This window comes from Formosa sejongensis, assembly GCF_033447105.1.
GTDB lineage: Bacteria > Bacteroidota > Bacteroidia > Flavobacteriales > Flavobacteriaceae > Formosa.
This window is the reverse complement of sequence record NZ_JAWQUN010000009.1, coordinates 21,102-41,570: the sequence shown is the minus strand read 5'-3', so window position 1 is coordinate 41,570 and position 20,469 is coordinate 21,102. Positions and strand designations below refer to the sequence as shown.

The 20,469-nt window shown below is 32.0% G+C and carries 14 protein-coding genes; 8 read left to right on the top strand and 6 right to left on the bottom strand.

Translation table 11 applies throughout. From position 1 onward, the window contains the following. Nucleotides 1–5,067, bottom strand: coding sequence for a translocation/assembly module TamB domain-containing protein (locus R6X41_RS10540; RefSeq protein ID WP_318500052.1), 5,067 nt, complete (start codon nt 5,065–5,067; stop codon nt 1–3). Nucleotides 5,068–5,294: 227 nt separating this feature from the next. On the opposite strand from R6X41_RS10540, the gene R6X41_RS10535 reads away from it, so the two are divergent. The 4 genes from R6X41_RS10535 (at nt 5,295) to R6X41_RS10520 (ending at nt 10,632) form a co-directional block, all read left to right on the top strand. After that, a complete protein-coding gene (locus R6X41_RS10535; RefSeq protein ID WP_318500050.1) occupies nt 5,295–5,633 on the top strand; it encodes a cupin domain-containing protein in 339 nt (112 codons plus the stop codon). A 194-nt stretch (nt 5,634–5,827) separates the two neighbouring features. After that, nucleotides 5,828–6,286 (top strand): hypothetical protein, encoded by a 459-nt coding sequence (locus tag R6X41_RS10530; protein ID WP_318500048.1) that lies wholly within the window; start codon nt 5,828–5,830, stop codon nt 6,284–6,286. A gap of 189 nt (nt 6,287–6,475) precedes the next feature. After that, nucleotides 6,476–9,367: a PEP/pyruvate-binding domain-containing protein gene (locus tag R6X41_RS10525; protein ID WP_318500046.1), complete on the top strand. Its 2,892-nt coding sequence runs from the start codon at nt 6,476–6,478 to the stop codon at nt 9,365–9,367. Between the two features lie 2 nt (nt 9,368–9,369). After that, on the top strand, nt 9,370–10,632 hold the full coding sequence (locus tag R6X41_RS10520; RefSeq protein ID WP_318500044.1) for a serine hydrolase: 1,263 nt from the start codon (nt 9,370–9,372) through the stop codon (nt 10,630–10,632). On the opposite strand, the gene R6X41_RS10515 is transcribed toward R6X41_RS10520, so the two are convergent. From R6X41_RS10515 to R6X41_RS10500, 4 genes are all read right to left on the bottom strand, one after another. Then, nucleotides 10,629–13,478 (bottom strand): NTP/NDP exchange transporter, encoded by a 2,850-nt coding sequence (locus tag R6X41_RS10515; RefSeq protein WP_318500042.1) that lies wholly within the window; start codon nt 13,476–13,478, stop codon nt 10,629–10,631. The genes R6X41_RS10520 and R6X41_RS10515 overlap by 4 nt on opposite strands. Further along, on the bottom strand, nt 13,456–14,478 hold the full coding sequence (locus R6X41_RS10510) for a serine hydrolase (protein WP_318500040.1): 1,023 nt from the start codon (nt 14,476–14,478) through the stop codon (nt 13,456–13,458). The genes R6X41_RS10515 and R6X41_RS10510 overlap by 23 nt, the downstream gene beginning before the upstream one ends. 286 nt (nt 14,479–14,764) lie before the next feature. Next, complete coding sequence (locus tag R6X41_RS10505) at nt 14,765–15,202, bottom strand: VOC family protein (protein WP_318500038.1); 438 nt, start codon at nt 15,200–15,202, stop codon at nt 14,765–14,767. Between the two features lie 24 nt (nt 15,203–15,226). Further along, nucleotides 15,227–15,865, bottom strand: a complete 639-nt coding sequence (locus R6X41_RS10500; protein ID WP_318500036.1) for a hypothetical protein — start codon at nt 15,863–15,865, stop codon at nt 15,227–15,229. Between the two features lie 458 nt (nt 15,866–16,323). Here R6X41_RS10500 and R6X41_RS10495 point away from each other — a divergent pair, with 458 nt between their 5' ends. The 3 genes from R6X41_RS10495 to R6X41_RS10485 all read left to right on the top strand — a co-directional run bounded on the left by R6X41_RS10495 (nt 16,324) and on the right by R6X41_RS10485 (nt 19,281). Continuing rightward, entirely contained in the window at nt 16,324–16,473 is a 150-nt protein-coding gene (locus R6X41_RS10495) for a hypothetical protein (protein WP_318500034.1), read from the top strand. A 94-nt stretch (nt 16,474–16,567) separates the two neighbouring features. After that, nucleotides 16,568–18,592 carry an ATP-binding protein gene (locus R6X41_RS10490; protein WP_318500032.1) on the top strand — a complete coding sequence of 675 codons (2,025 nt, stop codon included), beginning with the start codon at nt 16,568–16,570 and terminating at the stop codon, nt 18,590–18,592. A gap of 14 nt (nt 18,593–18,606) precedes the next feature. Then, nucleotides 18,607–19,281 carry a response regulator gene (locus tag R6X41_RS10485; protein WP_318500030.1) on the top strand — a complete coding sequence of 225 codons (675 nt, stop codon included), beginning with the start codon at nt 18,607–18,609 and terminating at the stop codon, nt 19,279–19,281. 196 nt (nt 19,282–19,477) lie between these two features. Here the strand turns inward: R6X41_RS10485 and R6X41_RS10480 are convergent, their stop codons facing one another. Then, nucleotides 19,478–19,987 (bottom strand): DUF456 domain-containing protein, encoded by a 510-nt coding sequence (locus R6X41_RS10480; RefSeq protein WP_318500028.1) that lies wholly within the window; start codon nt 19,985–19,987, stop codon nt 19,478–19,480. Between the two features lie 122 nt (nt 19,988–20,109). Between R6X41_RS10480 and R6X41_RS10475 the strand changes: the two genes are divergently transcribed. Beyond that, nucleotides 20,110–20,469 (top strand): BlaI/MecI/CopY family transcriptional regulator, encoded by a 360-nt coding sequence (locus tag R6X41_RS10475; RefSeq protein ID WP_318500026.1) that lies wholly within the window; start codon nt 20,110–20,112, stop codon nt 20,467–20,469.

Genomic DNA, 20,469 nt, shown 5'->3' with positions numbered 1-20,469 from the left:
TTATTTCGTTGTTTCCTTTTGTTGAACTTTAGAATCTTCTTTTGCTGCTTTTTTATCTGCCTTAGCTTGTTCTTTTCGGAGTTTTTCTTCAGCTTTTTCTTCGTCTGAATGCAATATAGCTTTCCATAATTCTCTGAACGTATTAAATTCTCTAGTAAAAATTAATGCTAATCCACTTACAATAGTTTGGCCGTCTATAACGGATTCGTATTCGTTTTCCTGAAAAGCTCTCAGTCTATATTTTCCGCTTGGAGTAATTAAATATTCTAAACTTATATCACCTAGTAAAGGTGTGTCATCACCTGAAGATCCACTACCTTCAATATCTACTTCGCTACCAACACGAACAATAATACGGTCGTTAAAGAGCTTTTTCTGAGCAGCCACATCCAATTGTGTGCGCTGTTCTGGAGAGTCGCCTTGATAATCGGTATAACTATTTAGACCAAAATCTAATTCTAAACCTGTACTTCCTAAAAGTTTATTCGAAAACATATTAAGTTGGTCGGAAATGGCATCGTTTAAATTATCTCTGGCAATAGATTCAAAACCACCTGTACTACCATCGCTACCAGCTTCAGGATAAAAACGCCCCATAACCAATAGTGAAAATACTTGTCGATTTAATTCACCTTCTACTTGATTAACCTGTTGCAGATATCCATAAACTTGTCCACTTATGGCACCACGATCTTGTTCTGGCATATCTAAATTAAACGAAATTTTAGGATGCATAAGTTCTCCGTCTATATTTAAATAGACCTCGAAGGGTAATATTTGTTTGTATTTGTTTTGAACAGAAGGGTCGGAGCCAGAAATTTGCGAAGCCATTAATGGCGATGCAGATGCTTTAATGTTATACATAGCCTGAACATCTAAATTGGCATCTAACGGATTTCCAGACCAGGTTACACGACTGCCGGGAACCAATTCGAATCTGCGTTTTACAAGTTCGTACAAACTCATTTCATAGTGTCCGCTAGCAACAGTATATACTCCAGAAAGATTTATACGTCCATTAGTGTCCATTCTAAAAACAAAATCACCTTCACCAGAAGTTTCAAAATTATCTCCTGTAGATTCGTCTAAAACCAAAGTGATTTTGGCTTCTTTAGAAACTGAAAAATTCGCCTTTATATCAAAGCCCGTAATATCTGAAGTTTCTTCCTGATTTCGTGTTAAAATAGCATCTGGATTATCGCGATTTACGAAAATAACAACCCCATCTCGTTCTTCAATATTTACTGCTGCAGATGGCATTACATAAGAGACGTTAGTTTTAGGATTTACATCTGCATTAATGGTAATTACAGGTACGTTTAGGTCGCCTTTTATAGAACCTTTAGCATTAAAAGAAAGTAAACCGTATACCATTTCGTTTTCTTCTTTAGTAGCATTTAAAACCTGAAAGTCTTCTGCGTTTACAGTTAAATCGAATGTTGGGTTTATGAAATCTTTTGTGCCTACTAGACCGTTTAAGACAAAAGTACTTTTGTTTTCGTCTTTAATAGTGAAATCAGAGAATCGAATTCCGGAGTTGTCTATGTTTAAGGTCTCATTAGTAAGCGAGAATATACTGTTTAGTTTGGTGACTTTAAGTTGAGCATCATTAAAAACTAAATCGCCATTATATTGAGGTTCTTTAAGTGAACCACTAATTTCGAAATCACCACTAAAAGCACCAGAAGTTTCCGAGATTTCGCCAAGCGAGAGTCCTTCTAGAGCTTTCATTTTAAATTCATTTATAACTAAATCTACATTTAAATTCGAGTCGGTTTCCGATGCAGAATAATCACCTTTCATATCTAAATCTACATCGCCACTTTTTGTTGCTAATTTGAAATTATATTGTTTGCTCGTTTCAGAATCACCAGACAGTGTTAATGTTCCAAAATTGGTGTCTAAAACGTTAAGTTTCTCGATTGATAAATCTGCTAAATATCCTCGATTATCAAACGGGTTTTGTACCGTGAAATTTCCATTTAAAACACCTTGTGCTAATTTTTTTTCAGGGTTTAAATAGGCAAGAAAATCTTTGATATCGAAGTTTTCGAAAGCTATTGTAATTTCATCGTTACTATTGGCTTCATTAGATGTGTTTGAAAATAGAACCGATTCGTTGTTTTTACTAAAGCTAAAATTATTAAAGTTTAACCTGTCTGTACTATAAATTATAGCATTGTCGCTTGGCATTTGCCAGGATTTTTTGTTAACTATAAGGTCTTCTGGGAAAATATGGAATGTTAATTGGTCCTTTTGGCCAGTGATTTTAGACTTAAGTTGCATTAAAACCTCATCATCGTCAAAAGCAGACATATTTAAATCCATTTCATGATTTACCAGATTTCCATTAATACGTGTCTTTTTTATAAGAACGGGTCCCGCTTTTACGTCTTTAAATCCAAGGTCGAAAACAAATTTTTCAGGATCGGTATCTATTGTAAAAGCCAAACTGTCTAGCTCGTTTCCGCCATAATTTATATGAGGTGCTAAAATTTTTGCATTTAAAAGTTTTTCAGTTTGATTAAAATTGATGTCAATATCAACAGTATCGATATTTTTTAGATTAGGAAGAAATACATCGTTTAAAACAGGAGCTTCACTAAGTTTTCCTGTTAATTTTAATTGTACCGGTTTTTGGGTTTCAGTTTGGGTAGAATCTAAAAAAAAGTAACTGCGAATATGGTCTTCTAAAGCTTTGCTAAACGTTTGCGGATTGGCGTTAGAAGCCAATTCTAAACTCAATAATTTATTGGTAATGCTAACATAAGTCGTATCTGTATTTACATGTGCATTTGCATTAATATCGCCCAATAAATAAGTGCTATTATTATATACAATAGTGCCTTGGTCTATAGTGCTTGTTAGATCAAAAGCTTCTGCATTTCCTTTAAAATCGGCATGTAGTTTTAGTCCGGCACGGATATCTTTTTGTACAAAACCTAAGGCCTGTAAGTCTATACCAATAATGTTTAAATCGGCTATGATTTGAGGAGAAATACTATCTAGAACGACGTCTGTCTGTAAGTCTATATTTACGTTTTGATCTTTGTATTTCGATACAACTTGTCCTTTTCCATTAACCAGTTCTCCAGAAATAGGAAGGTTTACGATTTCGTAATTTTTTAATTTAAAACTAGAAATCATCGCGTCTAATTTTGCATCTATGTTATTTATAGACGAGCCACTACCGCTAGCTTTAAGTGTTACATTTAGTGTTCCTAAGTTTTCGTTTTGTAAAAGTTCGTTTAGTTTAAAATCTTTGATTTCTATGTCTGAAGTGAAATCGAGATCGTTTTCGCCATTATAACTTCCTTTAAGGTTTGCAAGCCCTTGGGAAGATTTTAATTGCATTTCTGTTTTTATATTCTGTAGAGTGCCTTTAAGTGTCCCCGATAAAGAGATGCTGTCTGGTAGATTTATTCCCAGATCTTTTTCGTTCACAAACTGAAGTAAATCAGATTTTAAAGTAGTTGCTTTAAAAGGCGAAATATTTAACTTTAAATTGTCAGGGTCTGTTGCGTTTTCTATTAATCCAGTAGCAGAAATTTGTGTGTTTTTTCCCCAATTTAAAGATGTGTTTTGCAATGTAATTGAAGATAAATAACCACTACCGTTTATTTGCCCAGTAATTAGTTTATGACTTAAACTATCTACGTAAGCGTTGTTTTTTAAATCGGGTTGAAAGCGATACACATCGTTTATGTCTAATTGAATAACAGGAAGTTTTAAGTCCAATTTAGATGCTTCAGGTGTGTTTGCTAAAGCAGAAATCTCCGGATAATCCAAACGTGAATTTCCTTGAATTTTAGTGTTGTTTAAAGCAATATCTAAATCTGATATTTTTAAAAACTTATCGGTTGCTTCTAGCTTTAATTTACCTTTTTTAAGATTTAATCCAGAGCCTTCATTAAACGAAAAATCTTCTAAATTTAAACCCGCAGTTTTATCTTTTAAATATATATTCTCAGCATTAAAAATGAAATCATTCAGAAATAGTGCATCTGCTTTAAATGTGTTTTTTACAGGCTTGGTATTGTTAACAGTGTATATAAAAGTGTTATTTTCTAAATTGATTCGGTTGACTTCTACTATTAATTCTGGCCATTCAATTGTAGTTGTAGCGTTAGGTGTTTCAGCTTTTTCAGTTGTATTCTTACTAGTCGTTCTAAAGTTGATTTCAGAATTATTCAATCCAATATCTTCAATAGAAAAATTGCTTTTTGGTAAATCTATAAAGGCATCTTCAATATAAAAATCAGAAATAATAGTATTCAAATCCAAACCATCTTCTAGTGATGCATAATGCGCTTTTACATTTTTAATTTTAAAATCTTCAAAACCTAAATAAGGTAAAGTGGTAGACGTTGTATCTGTAGACGGAGGAACAGGCGACTGAATGTAGTTAATTTCAGAATTAGAAATTAAGGTGTTTGAAGTTCTGAAATCCATCGTTTCTAAATTGAATGTGTCAAAATCTAATTCAAGTTTCCCTATCTTAAAATGACTATCGATCCCCAGAACAGCATCGTTAAAAATGATATTAAAATCTTTTAAATTAATAGCGCCAATAATAATACTTAGTGGCTCACTAACAGCTTCGGTTTCGGGTTGCGGTGTTTCTTTGGTTGCAAAAGCATCGATTAAAAATTGGAAATTATAACCAGAAATGGAATCTTTTCTAGTGATATTAGCTCGTAATCCTTCCCAATCTAAAGTTTCAAGTCCTACGCCATTTCCTTTGATAATAGGCCAAAGTGGTAAATCTGCTTCAACCGACTTGGAGTAGATTAAGGTGTCTCCTTTGGTATCTTCTAAATAAAGGCCTTTTAATTTTATATCTCCGTCTAATGTGATGTAAAGATTGTCAATCTCTACAGTTGTATGTGTTTTATCTGAAACAAAAGAAGTTGCGTAATCTACAATTAAGTTCTGTCCCCAAGGACTTCTTATAAATAAAACAAGAGCTATAAAGCATAAGAATAAGACAATAAAGAGTGTTCTTAAGATTTTTAAGGCCTTAAGCTTCTTAGATGGTTTTTTAGAATGTTGTTTTTTTTCTTCCAAAGTCGTTTTTATACAGCATTCAAAAATATCACAATTAATTTACTTAAGTTGACGCAATCAAATTTTTAAGTTTAAATGATTGTCTAGTGATATCCAACTTTAAATGAATGCTGCTAATCGAAGATATCTTCATTTTTAAAACTGAAATAAACAAAGTTCTAGATGCTTTTTAATACCTTAGTTTACATTCAATAAGTATAAAGAAAAACAAACTTAAAAACCTTATTATGATTACAAATAATTTATATGATAATTTAGAATTTAAAGACGATAAACCAGCTGTTAGTGTGCTTTTTCAAACTGCGTTTAGTAAAGAAATCCGGATCTTATTAAAAAAAGGTCAGTTAATGAAGGAACATAAAGCACCTAAGCCTATAGTTGTTGAATTGTTTGAAGGCGAGGTAGAATTTGGAGTTGAAGGAAAAACATATGATTTAAAAAAAGGAGACATCCTAACCTTAGATTCTAATGTGCCGCACGACTTGTTGGCTAAAGAAGACAGTATTGTAAGATTAACGCTTTCTATTCAAGACACTGTTGAACGTGTTGAAAAAGTAATTGAATAAGATTAAAACCTCGTTACATATATAAAAAGAGCATTCATTTAGGTGTGAGAAATACTTGACATATTGTTTTTTAATTTTAATACAATTACGATAGGCTGATATTTAGGTTATTATATTTTATTTCTTTTTTATCAAATAATAAACGCAACCTTTCCCCGTTCGTAGTATCTATTAAGAAACATAACAAAATTATTATGAAAAGATTTTTACTGATTGCCATTTTATCAATTGCTGTTTTCTCTTGTGACGAAGACGATAACGACTGCGTAGATACTGTATTTGTAACAACAAGCCTTGAAGAAGTATACGGTTGTGTAGATACTGAAAACGAAATGTATGTCCCATCTGCAGCAGAAAATACATATACAGTTATTACTAATCAAGCCGATTTTGAGAGTCAGGTTGAAGGAACATGTATGCCAGAAATCGATTTTGAAATGTACGATTTAATCATTGGAAACTATGTGTTAACCTCAGGGTATTCTAATATTATTTATGAGCTATCTGAAGATTGTGATTCTCAAGAATTAGAATTAGATGTGACTTTTAACATTACTGACGTTGCTGTAACTCAAGACGTAACTTACCACGTATTAACTCCTAAACTTGAAAATGTTGCAGGTTTAACTGTAGATATTGATGAGGAAGACTAAATCTAATCTTTTTTTTTAATTAGATTCTTTTAAGTTTTAAACCTGTTTTACGATTTCCAAATATGGGAATAGTAAAACAGGTTTTTCTTTTTAAAGACGTATCGCGTAATGATTTTTAATATTTTAATTATTTCTGAAGTAAATTCATAAGATATTACATATTTTCGTTAGAAAGCAATTCTATTAAATATGAAAAAATCAATTGTGTCTTTCATTTGTTTTTCAATCACTTGTATCGTTTTCGGACAAGATCGAACGGTGGTAGATAACGCCTATGTTTCAGATTTAATTTCGCATTTTAAAAAAGATGCTCGTGGCCCGTATCGCGATATTCGCTGGTTTTGCGATAATGGGACTATAAATATGCCAAAAGAGCCTTGCGAAGATGGAGGTGTACAACACGCTCGTTACAAAGAAGATGTAATTGTTTTAGGCCAAAAGAGTCATGTGTATTTAGGTCAGATTCTGGCATCTACAGAGAAAGAAGATTTCTGGGATCCTGTTAATAACCATTCGCGTATAAAACAATACATGGTCGAAAAATACTTGAAATCTGTAGACGATGGTTGGATTAACAGACGTGCTCAATTTTATCGTGGAGCGATTCAGGTAGAAGATGAGGAGGCTTGGGGAAAAGCATTTTTTAGTTGGTTACTTGAAAATGATGATTTCATTTTAAAAAATTTTTATTTTATCCGTCAATCGGTTAAAGATATACCACATTCAGAAGACACTAATGTGGCTCAACTTATGCGCAGCCAGTCTAAAGTTTTGGCAGAAGAATTTGAACCTTTTATGAATCTTAGAATTAAAATTCATGGCCAACCAGAACGTTCGGATATTGTGAAAGTTGAGCAATTTAAAAAAGATCAAGCATCTAAACTAACACCTAAATTAAATACAGAATTAGATAATTTGGTAAAAACCATGGGTGAGTATTTCGAGCCTGTTCATATAGAAAATTTGGTAGCTTATTTGCCAGTAATTACCAATACAGATATAAAAACTAAATTACAAGAATTTATTACATTCTATAAAGCTGAAACTGTAGAAACAAAAATTGAAGGTTCGGCTGAAACCATGTGGTATATTCGCGAGCACATGTTAGAAGAAAAATCGGCTGAGGGACGTTTAGCTTTATTCGATTTATCTTTAAAATTAGAGTTGTTAATCACGAAGCAAATAAACGATTACCCCGAAGCAAACTTAAAAGATTTAATAAGTAAAGTCTGCTACTTAAGCACAGCATCGGCGGCATCTGGTTATACCGAAATGTGGGAATGGCAAGCGATTAATGGCTATTTAGCCGAAACAGAAGATTCATCATTAACGTTAGAAACATTGAATTCTGTTTTGGAAGCTGCTCGGAAGCAATTGGAGTGGGGAACAGGAATGAATAGTGCTGTTTTTGGAGGAGTGGTAACGCTTTATGAAGGTTTCGAGCCATTAGTACACGGCTTTTTAGATGATAGAATTCGCGGATCGGTTGCGCTTCCTTTAGGAAACAGCATTGGGAAATTAGGAACGTTTATTACATCGGAATCTTCATTAAATAATCGTGTTTTAAATTTAGATAATCAGAGTCATATTCATGGTTTAAATCCAGGATATGCCAAAGGAGAATTAATAGTTGTTGAAGGCTCTGGTGAAAATTTAGATGTCAATCCGAATAATATTTACATTTTCGAGAGACCACCATCAGATTTAAAACCTATTGCAGGAATATTAACCGTTTCCGAAGGGAATTTAGTGTCTCACGTACAATTGTTAGCGCGTAATTTGGGTATTCCAAATGCGGCGATTTCATCGGATAATATTCAAGAATTTAAAAAATATTCAGGAGAAGTTGTGTTTTATGCGGTATCTAATAAAGGTACTGTAATTATGAAAAAAGAAAGCGAAATGAGTGCAGACGAACTGCTACTGTTTTCTAAAGCAGAACAAAGTCATGACATGATTACGGTTCCGGTTGAAAAAATTAATTTGGACAGAACAACCATTTTAAATTTAAATGAAGTAAATGCTGAATCTTCAGGAATTTATTGCGGTCCTAAGGCTGCTAACCTAGGAGAGTTAAAAGAAAATTTCCCAGATCATGTTGTAGAAGGTTTTGTTATTCCTTTCGGAATTTTCTTAAATCATATGAAGCAAACCATTCCAAACGAAAACACAACCTATTGGGACTATTTAAATAGTATTTTTCAGGATGCACGCCAGATGAAAGTTGATGGGAAATCGGAAAAAGAGATAGAAGATTTTCAGTTGGCAGAATTAAGTAAGCTTAGGGTCTTAATTATTGAAATGCCACTTTTAGAAAGTTTCGTAGCTGATTTAGAAAATAATTTCGAATCTGTTTTAGGGACAGAATTAGGTCAAACATCTGTGTTTCTAAGAAGCGATACTAACATGGAAGATCTAAAAAGTTTTACAGGAGCGGGTTTAAATTTAACGTTGTTTAATGTGTTAGAACGCAATAAAATTATTGAAGGGATTAAAGCCGTTTGGGCATCGCCATATACAGAACGCAGTTTTAAATGGCGTCAGAAATATTTAATAAACCCCGAAAATGTATATCCTTCAATAGTGGTTATTCCTGGTGTTAATAACGATTTCTCTGGAGTTATGATAACCAAAGGTGTATCTACAGGAAATACAGACGAAATTACGGTTGCTTTTAGCCGTGGTGTTGGAGGAGCTGTAGATGGACAAGCTGCAGAAACATGGACAATTAAGAATGATGGGAATTATAATTTAATTTCACCTTCTCGCGAACCTTCATATTTATCGTTGCCAACAACAGGAGGAACAACACGAAATGGGACCACTTTCGAATCTCAGATTGTTAGTCCGAATAATATTAAAGCAATAAATGATTTCAGCAAAGAATTAGTCGAAAAAATGGCTGCAAAGGGTATTGACGGCCCATACGATGTAGAACTAGGATTTAAAGACGAGAAAATCTGGTTGTTTCAAGTGCGTCCGTTTGTTGAAAATAAAAAAGCAAAAAGTTCAACCTATTTAGAATCCATTACACCAAAAGTGAACCTTAATAAAAAGATTTCTAATTCTACCACCTTATAATTATGAAAAAAATAATCTTACTTGTAGTTGTTTTAGCCTCATTTGGGTTTTCAGCGAATCATTTTTATCCTATAGATGGCTATGCTTTAACTGGAATTAAGCGTTTGGCTTATTTAGAGCGTGTAAAGAATGGTGAAATTAAGAGTGATCGTCTTCCGCCGGGAGCTTTTTATCCTTTAGATTCTATTCGATTAAATTTAGTTGATAGAAAAAATGAATTAGGGAATGACTTAGAGGTTAATGAAGCGCTTCAGAGTCGTATTGAAGGACTGTTTAGAGGATTGGATAAAAACTATTCTATAACAGTTTTAGACATGACGAAAGGACAACCTATACGTTTTGCGCAGTATCGAGAAGCTGTAGGTTATCAGCCAGGTAGTGTTGGTAAACTTGTTGTTTTAGCTGCTTTTTTTAATCAGCTATGTCAAATTTTACCTGGCTCAAGTTTCGAGGCACGCCAACAGTTGTTAAAAGATAAAGTTGTTACAGCTGGAACTTGGGCATTGCACGACCATCATACAGTGCCAATTTATAACTTAGAAACTCAGAAATTAGTAAAACGTACTGTGCGTGCCACAGACGAATTTACGTTGTATGAGTGGTTAGATAATATGGTGTCTGTGAGTAATAATGGTGCTGCGAGTGTGGTTTGGAGAGAAGCTTTATTAATGCATGTATTTCAGGGCGCATACCCTAGTTTAACTTTCGAAGAAGGCGAGGCGTATTTTAAAAATACACCAAAAAGTGAATTGTCTAAAATGGCAATAAATGTTGTGAACGAACCTTTAAGAGAATTAGGAATAACTGAAGATGAATGGCGTTTAGGGAAATTTTTTACCGAAGGTGCAGGGCAATACATTCCTGGGCGAGATGGTAGTATAGGGACTCCAATTGGATTAATGAAGTTTATGGTCGCACTTGAAAAAGGAGAAATTGTAGACGAAAATTCGAGTCTAGAAATGAAGCGTTTGTTATACATGACCGATAGACGTATTCGTTATGCCGCTTCAAAAAAATTAGATAGTTCGGCTGTTTATTTTAAATCGGGAAGTTTGTATTCGTGTGCTAAAGATAAAGGCGATTGTGGGAAATATATGGGAAATGTATATAACTATATGAATTCGGTTGCTATTGTCGAGAAGCCTAACGGAACACGCTACGCCGTTTGTTTAATGAGTAATGTGTTACAAAAAAATTCGGCTAACGATCATTTAATGTTAGCTTCTAAGATTGATGAAATTATGGATAGTAAAGACCATAATTAAGGGGCGTTCTTTAATATGTCTAATGTTTGCTTTGCTTGATTTCTAATATTTTCACTGCGATCGTTTAAAACCATTTGAACCAACGGAATAAAAGTTTTTCTGTTGGTTTTTTCAATTAAATATAATACCGCATGCTTAATTTTTATGTCGTGTCTTTGTAGTAAAATTTTATAACATTCGGTTTCAGAATATACTTTTAAATTTAACTTACTAATAACTACATCAGAGAATTCATTATGGAATAACGCAGATTCTGCAATCGGAATTAATTCGCGTTTTAAATGATAATCTAAAATATTATCTAAAAATTCGATGGCATTTATTCGTTGCTCTTCTTCGCCGTGAATAATGATTTCTAAAATAGGATCAATTTCATTTGGTGGATATTTAATACCTAAGAATTTAAAAATACGATGTAATTGGCGGTCTAAACGTTGCTCTAAAATTTTCATCAACCCATTTCTAGCGTCATCTTCTTCCGTTGTGTTTTTATGATCACTTTTTTCTTTAAAATTGATGATTATTTGAGAATGAATAGACGATAATGTGTTTTGATAGACTTGACATTCATCTAAAATTTTATCAACGATATAGGCATCTTTCACCTTCAGTGAGCTGTGTCTCCATTTTAAGCGTTTCAAGCTTTCTATCGCTTCAATTGTTACAGAATGCTCTGTGGTGTCAATTAATTTTATCAACCCGTTTATGGCATTCTGAGTTCCAAAAGTTTCAATAACAGCAGGGATAATATGGGCATCATCTAGGTCGTAATACTCTTCAGTAGTTTTTGTTATTAATTCATCAATAATTTGGTCGTTATAATCATGAAGCGCTGCAATGGCATTGTTTCTTGTTTCTTTTTTTGAAAGCCAAGATACCAACGTATCTAAAAACATGGTGTCTTTTGTTTTTGCTGCATTTTCTATAGCAACATTTACAATTCCGAGATCGTTATTTTGCAACTGATTATTAATAATATAGTAAAAGGACTTGGCATGAATGTTACCAATGGCTTCAAGAATTATTTTAATTTTCAAGGTTTTAACTTCAGAATCTGAAGACATACTACACTCGTCAATTGCTTTTTGTAACCATTTATTAAAATTGAAACGCGCTTGAATAATAGGGTTGTTATTCAGCTCTAAAGACAGTCCGATTAAAGTGGCATTTTTTATAGATTCGTCTTCACTATTTAAATACGATTCGAATAGTTTTAAAGTATCTTTTTTACGTTTATGTATTAAATATTGAAATGCATTTGTGGTTAATTCTTGATCTGGATCGTAGATTAAAGGTTCTATTTGGTCAGAAAGATCTTCGGTTTTTAAGAAGTATAAGTTTTCGATTGCTAAAGATTTTACTTTAACAGATTTGTGATTAAGCAACTCTTTTATTGAAGAAAATAAACGTTCGTCTGGTGTTTCTAACGTTCTTTTAAGCATGTGTAGAATCTGGTTTTCAGAACCACTTTCAAACACATCTATTATGCTGCTAAGAATGGATGTAACAGGGCGTTTTTCTTTTCTAGGCTTCGCTTTATCGGTTTCTTTATGGGTAGAAGTATCTAATAGTTTTTTAAATGCATCAATATAAGCAACCCGCAATTTAAAGATAAAAACTATCCAGACTATAATTAATAAAATGGTAATTATACTTACATAAATAGAATGAATATTTAATCCGTTAATAAAAAAGATAAGAATAAGTCCGGCCATACCTGTGGCAATACTATCTACAACAACATCGATAAAGGTTTTTGTTTTTTTCTTAATATCTATTGGAATAGGAATAGACAACAATTCGGTCGCCGATTTATTAACCGATTGTTTTAAACTACCGTCAATTATTTTTATAAAAACAATAACACCTAATTCGGGAATAAAAAGCAAGATTATAGATCCTAATAGAACTCCCGTTGGAAGCCATAACAGGGATTTTCCAACTCCAAAAGTACCTACAATACGTTTGGTTAAAAATAATTGAATAAGTAGAGATACCACACTTAATGTCGAAAACCAAAAACCAAAGAAAGATGTTAAATCTTCTGGATTAACAATAACCTGAGACGCAAAGTGACTGTATTGGTAATCTACAAGTTTAGCTACCAAAACGCCTAGACCAATTACTAGAGCCATTAGCGTAAGTAATTTAGATTGTTTTATAAGTTTTAGAGGCGATTCTCCATTGTAAGCACTTTTCTGTTTTCTTGGCAATATACCTGGGTCGCTCACATTTTTTTTCCAGATAAATCGTGTGATTGGTAAACAGAAAAATAGTAGAAAAGCAGCGACAAATAGTAGGTTTTCAGAATCTATAAAACGGGTTAATAAAGACGTTAAATAACCGCCAAAAATACCCCCAGCAATAGCGCCGGCACCAATAAAACCAAATACGCGTTTGGCTTCTCTAATGTTATAAACCAAGTTGGCTAAAATCCAGAATTGGGAGGTGGTTAGCAATCCGTAAATGGCAACCCAAATATATGGAATGAATAATAAATAGCCTAAATCTATACGTAGGTTTAAAGCAATTCCGAAAATGATAAGAGAAATTAAACAGCCTAAAATGGTGAGTTCTATAACTCTGTTTAAAGGAAAACGTTCTAAGAATCTGTCGTAAAAATAAGAGCCAATTACAGCCGAAATAGCTGTTAATATATAAGCCAATGGCAATGCATTGGCTGTAAGTTTTAATAGAAAAAGTGAGTTTATTGTGGGTTTAACTACAAGCAGTGTAGTAATGAGTAAAAATATATTGAGTTGTAATAGCAACGTTTTTTGCAACTCATCCTCATTTAAGTCAAATACCTTTAGCAGGTAGGTTTTAACTGGTTTTATTAGTTGCATTAGGTTTTATATTTATAGCTCTTTCAATCGGGTCTACCAAATTACGAATAATTTGTTCTCCATTTTCATTTTCTATTAAAGCTACTAATATATATTTTCTTTCTGCATCCCAAACTAAAATTGAATCTGAATGCCAATTTTTCCAGGACCCCGATTTTCTGAATAATCTTGCGTCTGGGGCTATTTTTTCCAGGGTGTTTACAAACTTATGGTGTAATTCTGGGTTCTCCATCATATCTAACATATGTTTAGAACGTGCTGGGCTTACTAGTTTACCATTAATCATTAAATAATAAAAACGACAAACTTGTTCTGTGGTAGCAGCATGACTTAAGTTCTTTAACGGTTCTCTGTTTGTAGCTCCTGAAGCAGCATAACGCTTACCAACCCACAATCCGCCACCATGATCTTTGTCGTATAGGTGATATTTTTCTGAAGTTAAAACATCTTCAATTTTTTGAAAACCTATCAGATCAATCATTCTTGTTGTCGCTTGATTGTTCGATTTACTAATCATTAAACGCATATCGCTTTTAACATCCGGCGTGTCTATTAATTCACCTTTATCTATAGCATCTTCTGCTGCTAATAATACGGCTATTTTAGGTAAGCTGGCAGCATACATCATCTCATCTCCGTTTAGATTTGCAAATCGCGGATTTTCGGGATCATTTAAATCTATAACTCCAATGGCCATTTTTTTATCCTGAACAAGTTGTTTCCAAGTTTCATTTTTGAAAATCTCTTGCTGAAGTAAAGCTTTAAACTCGTCGTTCTTATATAAATCTAAGGGCCTAAAATCTTCTGCTGGAGCTGTAAATGGTAAGTTGGCATAATTATCGTCTGCACCTCTGTATTCTAATTTTGAAGACAAATTTTTAGGATTAACTTTATATTTCGCTAAAGTTTTAGTTCCTAGTATGGATGTAGAAATAATTAACAATCCGAAAAGGATAAATTTGTAATTAAAACGAGGACGTTTTGCGTTTTCTTTTTTCATATATGATCTAACTCATTAAACACGAGTGCAATATTAGTTGAAATTCGTTTAATAAAATAAAACTTTAACTTAAAGTTTTTGAAAAGAGTTTGTAGAGTTGGCTTTGCATAATTAGATTGTAATCTGTTTTATTTTGATTGAAACGCAGATAATTTTTTTTTGGTATTCAGAAAATAAACTTTAACTAAAAGGATTCAAAATTCACTAGCGTTTTAAATAATTTGTGGATTTATCAAAAACAGTTTGCTTGTTCATTAAAATTCAGAATTTCTACTTCAATTAAAATTTAGGGTTGAGGTTCTTGCTCAAAATTCACCATCCAATTAATGTTAAATTTATCTGTACACATTCCAAAATAATCACCCCAAAATGTATTTTCCATGGGCATGCTAACCTTACCGCCGTTAGAAAGTGCCTTAAAAAAGGAATCAGCTTCAGATTTGCTATCCACATTTAGCGATAATGTTATATTATTTCCAACCGTAGTCTTTTGTCCCCAATCTCCAGCAGCATCGCTTCCCATTAAAGTAGTAGAGTCATTAATAGGTATGCTTATATGCATGATTTTGTTTTTATCTGCTTCAGAAAGTTTTACGCCTTCTTGAGGTGGCATATCTCTAAATCTAACGATGAAAGAGAACTCGGTTTTAAAAACAGTTTTGTAAAAATTAAAGGCATCTTCGCAGTTGCCTAAGAACGTTAAATAAGGATTTAAATTTGCCATAATAATTCGTTTTATCGTTACATGTTAATATTCAGGTGTATGCATTGGATTATTGTTTTTTAGCCATTCAGCTATATGTAATATCGTTCTAGACTGATCTATTAATTCTGGATTGCGATATTCTTTTACGGCTAATAAAACATCATGTTTTGCTTGATCTACAGAGTTATAAGTTATAAAGATAATATTTAGGTTTGTTTCGTCTTTAAGGAATTTAAAATAAAGTTGCTGATTTAGTATTAAACTTTGGTGTTTCATAAAATTACTTCTTTTTCTTGAATTATCATTTTCTTTTCGTGTTAAGAGTGTTTCATATTCTACATTAAATACGATATATAAATCAGGAAACGTAATTTTTTTTTTATGAATGGCGTTTGTGTAAAACTCTAAGGTAGCATCTAATTGGAGATTATAGTTTTCAGGTTTATAAATCCAATTATACCATAATGGCTGAAATGGATCTCCATCTAAAATAGTAGATTTTTTTTCTGTTTTACACAAATAAGTGCGCTCTAATTGTTTGTCTAAATACCAATATTTAGGTTCGTTTTTGGGGCGTTTAAAAAGTAAATTGACTTCCGGAATAGAAGTAAAATTATTGTTTAAAGCTTCGCATAATGTTGTTTTACCAATGGCACTTGGGCCTTCAAAACAAATGATCATAGTTTTAAATTTAAAGGTCGAATGTATACATAATTTTAATGTTTTTTTTGATAAAATTTAGCTGTTCAAATGCTCCGGATTAATTAAAAATGAAAGAAAATTCTCTAGTTTTATTGAGCTTTATAGCCTTGCAAAAACACTTTTAAAGAATAAATATTTATTTTTTTGATATAATTAGGATAGTAAAAGTGTTTTAAATGTTAAAATTTAATGTATTACATCGATGAATAATACTTTTTAACGTACATGTATTTGGAAGTTATAAGAAATTTCATATATATTCGCAGTATAACTAATTCATTTAGTTGTAATTAATCTAATTTTTCTCACTTGCAAAATTTTTAGTTTTTAGTATGTGTTTACATACTGTATTTCTAGACAGATTTTTTGCCTCTTTGGAAAAATTAAAAATGATAATTAAATTAACAATAAACCATAATAACCTAAAAATTAATCTTATGAAAACTCTTAAACTTACTGTAATTGCAATTGTATTATTTGGATCTTTTACTGCTTGTGTAAACGAAGAAATGGATGACGACATGTTAGTAGCTCCAGACAATGTTGAAGGATCTGTATTCACTGGTGGAGGAATAGATGAGGTTTAATCATAATAATATTGATTTATTATTTATTGAAATATTTTTATTAAATGAAAGATTCAAAAATTTAAATATATTTGATGAAATGATTAAATAAATCTTGAATAATCTTTCTAAAATTTTACTATATTTTATATTGTGTTTTGGCGTATTTTACGTCAAAGCATCTGCACAAAATAAGCCTAATAATAGTATTGAAAACCTACTACAGAAATCTTCTAATTCTAAGGATTACGATTATGATAGTAGGTTTTTATTTGCAAAACAAGCAGTACAACTCTCGGAGCAACTAAAAGTAGATTCGTTAAAACTTCGGTCTGCTATTCAAATCGCAGATTTATATGAAGAACAGGGGTTTTATGATTTGTTCTTAACTGCCAACAGAGACATTATTAGTCAAGCTCAACGACAGGGGGATTCTTTGGCCATGTCTACGGTCTATCATAATTTGGCGACTTATTATTTACCTCGGTCTGCAGACAGTGCGTATAATTATTATCATAAGGCTGAAAAAATTTATAGGGCATTTAATGACAATTATAAGACTGCTTCTATGCTATTGGGTATTGCTGTCATTCAAAAAAATGAAAAAGATTTTATAGGTAGTGAAGTGACCTCTGTAGAAGGGGTTAAGCTTCTGGATTCTCTACCTATTTCAAATAAAGTTTCTTTAAAAAAAGCGTATTTATATAATAATTTAGGTCTTGTTTTCGATCAATTGGAGCAATTTGATGATGCTATTAATTACCACAATAAGTCATTAGAACTAAAACGTAGTTTAAAAGGTGATTTCATATCTTCCATTGATAATTCTATAAATAATTTAGCACTAGCTTATAAGAATTCAGGTGATTATAATGTGGCTTTAAAATATTACGAAGATATTTTAAGCAATAAAAATCTTAATAATGAACGGCCAGATATATATGCACTCGTTTTAGACAATTATGCCAATACGTTATATTTATTAGGTGATGAAGACCAGCTTCCTAATTTATATTTAAAAGCATTAAAAGTTTGTGATAGTATTGATGCTAGCTACAATTCAATTATAATTAATCAGCACTTAGCTGAGTTTTATTTCGATAAAAAACAAGTAGATTCAGCCAAATATTATGCGTACGCAGCACAAGAGATCTCTAAACAATATCATAACGATGATTTATTAAAATCACTTTTGCTGTTAACCAAAATAGAAAGTGATAGTGTATCTGTAATGTATTATAAGGATTACATCCGTTTAAATGATAGTCTTCAGAAAAGCGAACGGTCTGTTCGAAATAAATTTGCAAGAATAAGATATGAAACCAAAGAAATTGAACTTAAAAATCAAAAAATTTCAAAGGAACGCCTTTTATTTATGTTGCTCTCTTTAGGGCTTTTGTTAACTTCTTTTTTGGTAATTGTTATTGTATCTCAACGTACTAAAAATAAGTCACTTGAATTTAAACAACGTCAGCAGCAAGCCAACGAAGAAATTTATAATCTTATGCTTTCACAACAAGATAAAGTTGAGGAAGCTAGAACTATAGAGAAAAGAAGGATATCTGAAGAATTACACGACGGTATTTTAGGACGCCTTTTTGGAACACGTTTAAGTTTAGATAGTTTAAATTTTAGCAAAACAGATGATGCTATAGAAAGCCGAAGTAATTATATCGACGAGTTGAAAGCGATAGAATTGGAAATTAGAAAAGTATCCCACGATTTAAACGCAGATTTTGTGTCGCATACCGGTTATATCGATATTATAAAATCCCTTTTGGATAAGCAATCTTCGGCATATAATTTAGAGTATCAATTAAAATATGGAGACAATATTAATTGGGACGATATTTCTAATAAAACAAAAATTCATTTTTATAGAATCATTCAAGAAGCACTTCAAAACATTTATAAACATGCAAAAGCAGATCATTTTAATATTGAGTTTTATATAAAAGATGGTGATATTTGTTTAGATATTATAGATAATGGTGTCGGGTTCGACTTTTTAAAATCCAAAAAAGGTATTGGACTTAAGAATATGAAATCGCGAGTAAATGAAATTGATGGTTTTTTGTTCATACAATCTGAGAAAAACCACGGCACTAAAATTTCCATAAAAACCCCAATTTACAATTAAAAAAACCAATCAAAATGAGAGAACTTATTAGAATTTTAATGACAGACGATCACCCAATGATTATTGAAGGCTATCAAAACACATTATTATCTACTAAGAAACCAGAACAAGAATTACGTATAGATACGGCCAATAATTGTGATGAATCTATTGAGGCGATGCATCGTAGTATTCGTAAAGGAGAACATTACGATATTTTATTTATTGATATAAAAATGCCACCATCTTCAGACGGACAATTTACGAGTGGTGAAGATTTAGCAAGACACGCTCGAAAAATTTTACCAAATGCCAAGATCGTTATATTAACGATGTTTAATGAAACCTACCGCATTCACAACATAGTTGAAGAATTAAAGCCAGAAGGGTTTTTAATTAAAAGTGATTTAACATCTCGAGAATTAGCAAGTGCCTTTCAAGCCATTATAAATAATCCTCCATTTTATAGCGGAACCGTAAATAAGTATTTAAAACAAACCATTATAAGCGATATTTATTTAGACGATAAAAACCGTCGTATTTTATATTTACTATCGCAGGGTGTAAAAACTAAAAATTTAGCCGAGCACGTCGGGTTGTCTTTAAGTGGTATTGAAAAACGTAAAAAACAACTAAAAACGTTATTCGCTATTGAAGATGGTCAAGACGAATCTTTAATAGGAGAGGCTAAAAAGCTAGGTTTTATTTAAAAAAAAGATTAAAAAAAGTACGAAACGACAACAAAATGAAAAAACTACGGTTTTACCGTAAGTAAGTCTTAAATGTAGTATGTATCTTTGAATAGGTATCAACCAGAAATATAATTAATTAATCCCTCACGCAATTAATTGTTGATAATAGCAAAATTACAATCAACCTTATAACTTTTCGTTGTAAGGTTTTTTTTTAGAACAAACTGAACCCTTCTTTGTATTTCCAAAATACGCGAATAAACAATCCAAAATATACCATCGCGACTATAAATTTTAAAAGTGTGCCAGTTAGAAACCCTAAAAAAGAACCTAGTGCCGCCTTTGCAGCCGTTTTATGATTGGCTTTAAAAATCATTTCTCCAACAAAAGCACCTATAAATGGCCAAACAATAATTCCGAAAAATCCTAAAACAGGAAAAATTATAGAAACTACTAAACCTATGGTGGTGCCAATAACTCCAAATTTACTGCCTCCAAATTTTTTAGTTCCTAGAGCCGGAATGGCGTAATCTATAATTACAATCGCTATTGCAATTATTAAAGTTACTCCCAGAAACGTCCAGTCGTTAGGTATTACTTTTGTTAAATACAAAAATAAAAGACCTAGCCAGCTTATTGGAGGTCCCGGTAGGATAGGTAAAAAACTACCTAAAACACCCACTATCATGCATATAAAACCGAGAAGAATAAAAACAATATCCATAGCCTAAATTTTAGAGATTAGCTAAGTTACATATTTTATTAATCACTTTTAAGACTATAAAATTAGTTTAAACTAAAGATTTAGTTATATTTGTTTCAAGGTTAAACTAAAAAATTAGTTAAATGAAGTCGTTAACGAAAGCAGAAGAAGAAATAATGCAAGTGCTTTGGCAATTAGAACATGCCAATGTAAAAGCTATAATAGACGAATTGCCAGAACCAAAACCGGCATATAATACGGTGTCTACAATTGTCCGTATTTTAGAAAGTAAAGGTTTTGTAGATTATGAAAAGCAGGGGAAGGGGCATATTTATTTTCCGTTAGTCTCTAAACAAGATTACAGCAATCAGTCTTTACACACGTTGGTCGATAATTATTTTCAAGGATCGTTTAAAAGTTTAGTGTCATTTTTCGTAAAGAAGAACGATGTGAGTTTAAATGATCTAGAAGCAATGATGAAAGAAATCGAAAAAAACAAATAA

Excerpts from the sequence above, each read along its gene's own strand:
- R6X41_RS10535 (WP_318500050.1), top strand. The coding sequence starts at position 5,295 with ATGATTACAAATAATTTATATGATAATTTAGAATTTAAAGACGATAAA.
- R6X41_RS10530 (WP_318500048.1), top strand. The coding sequence starts at position 5,828 with ATGAAAAGATTTTTACTGATTGCCATTTTATCAATTGCTGTTTTCTCT.
- R6X41_RS10525 (WP_318500046.1), top strand. The coding sequence starts at position 6,476 with ATGAAAAAATCAATTGTGTCTTTCATTTGTTTTTCAATCACTTGTATC.
- R6X41_RS10520 (WP_318500044.1), top strand. The coding sequence starts at position 9,370 with ATGAAAAAAATAATCTTACTTGTAGTTGTTTTAGCCTCATTTGGGTTT.
- R6X41_RS10515 (WP_318500042.1), bottom strand. The coding sequence starts at position 13,478 with ATGCAACTAATAAAACCAGTTAAAACCTACCTGCTAAAGGTATTTGAC.
- R6X41_RS10510 (WP_318500040.1), bottom strand. The coding sequence starts at position 14,478 with ATGAAAAAAGAAAACGCAAAACGTCCTCGTTTTAATTACAAATTTATC.
- R6X41_RS10505 (WP_318500038.1), bottom strand. The coding sequence starts at position 15,202 with ATGGCAAATTTAAATCCTTATTTAACGTTCTTAGGCAACTGCGAAGAT.
- R6X41_RS10500 (WP_318500036.1), bottom strand. The coding sequence starts at position 15,865 with ATGATCATTTGTTTTGAAGGCCCAAGTGCCATTGGTAAAACAACATTA.
- R6X41_RS10495 (WP_318500034.1), top strand. The coding sequence starts at position 16,324 with ATGAAAACTCTTAAACTTACTGTAATTGCAATTGTATTATTTGGATCT.
- R6X41_RS10485 (WP_318500030.1), top strand. The coding sequence starts at position 18,607 with ATGAGAGAACTTATTAGAATTTTAATGACAGACGATCACCCAATGATT.
- R6X41_RS10480 (WP_318500028.1), bottom strand. The coding sequence starts at position 19,987 with ATGGATATTGTTTTTATTCTTCTCGGTTTTATATGCATGATAGTGGGT.
- R6X41_RS10475 (WP_318500026.1), top strand. The coding sequence starts at position 20,110 with ATGAAGTCGTTAACGAAAGCAGAAGAAGAAATAATGCAAGTGCTTTGG.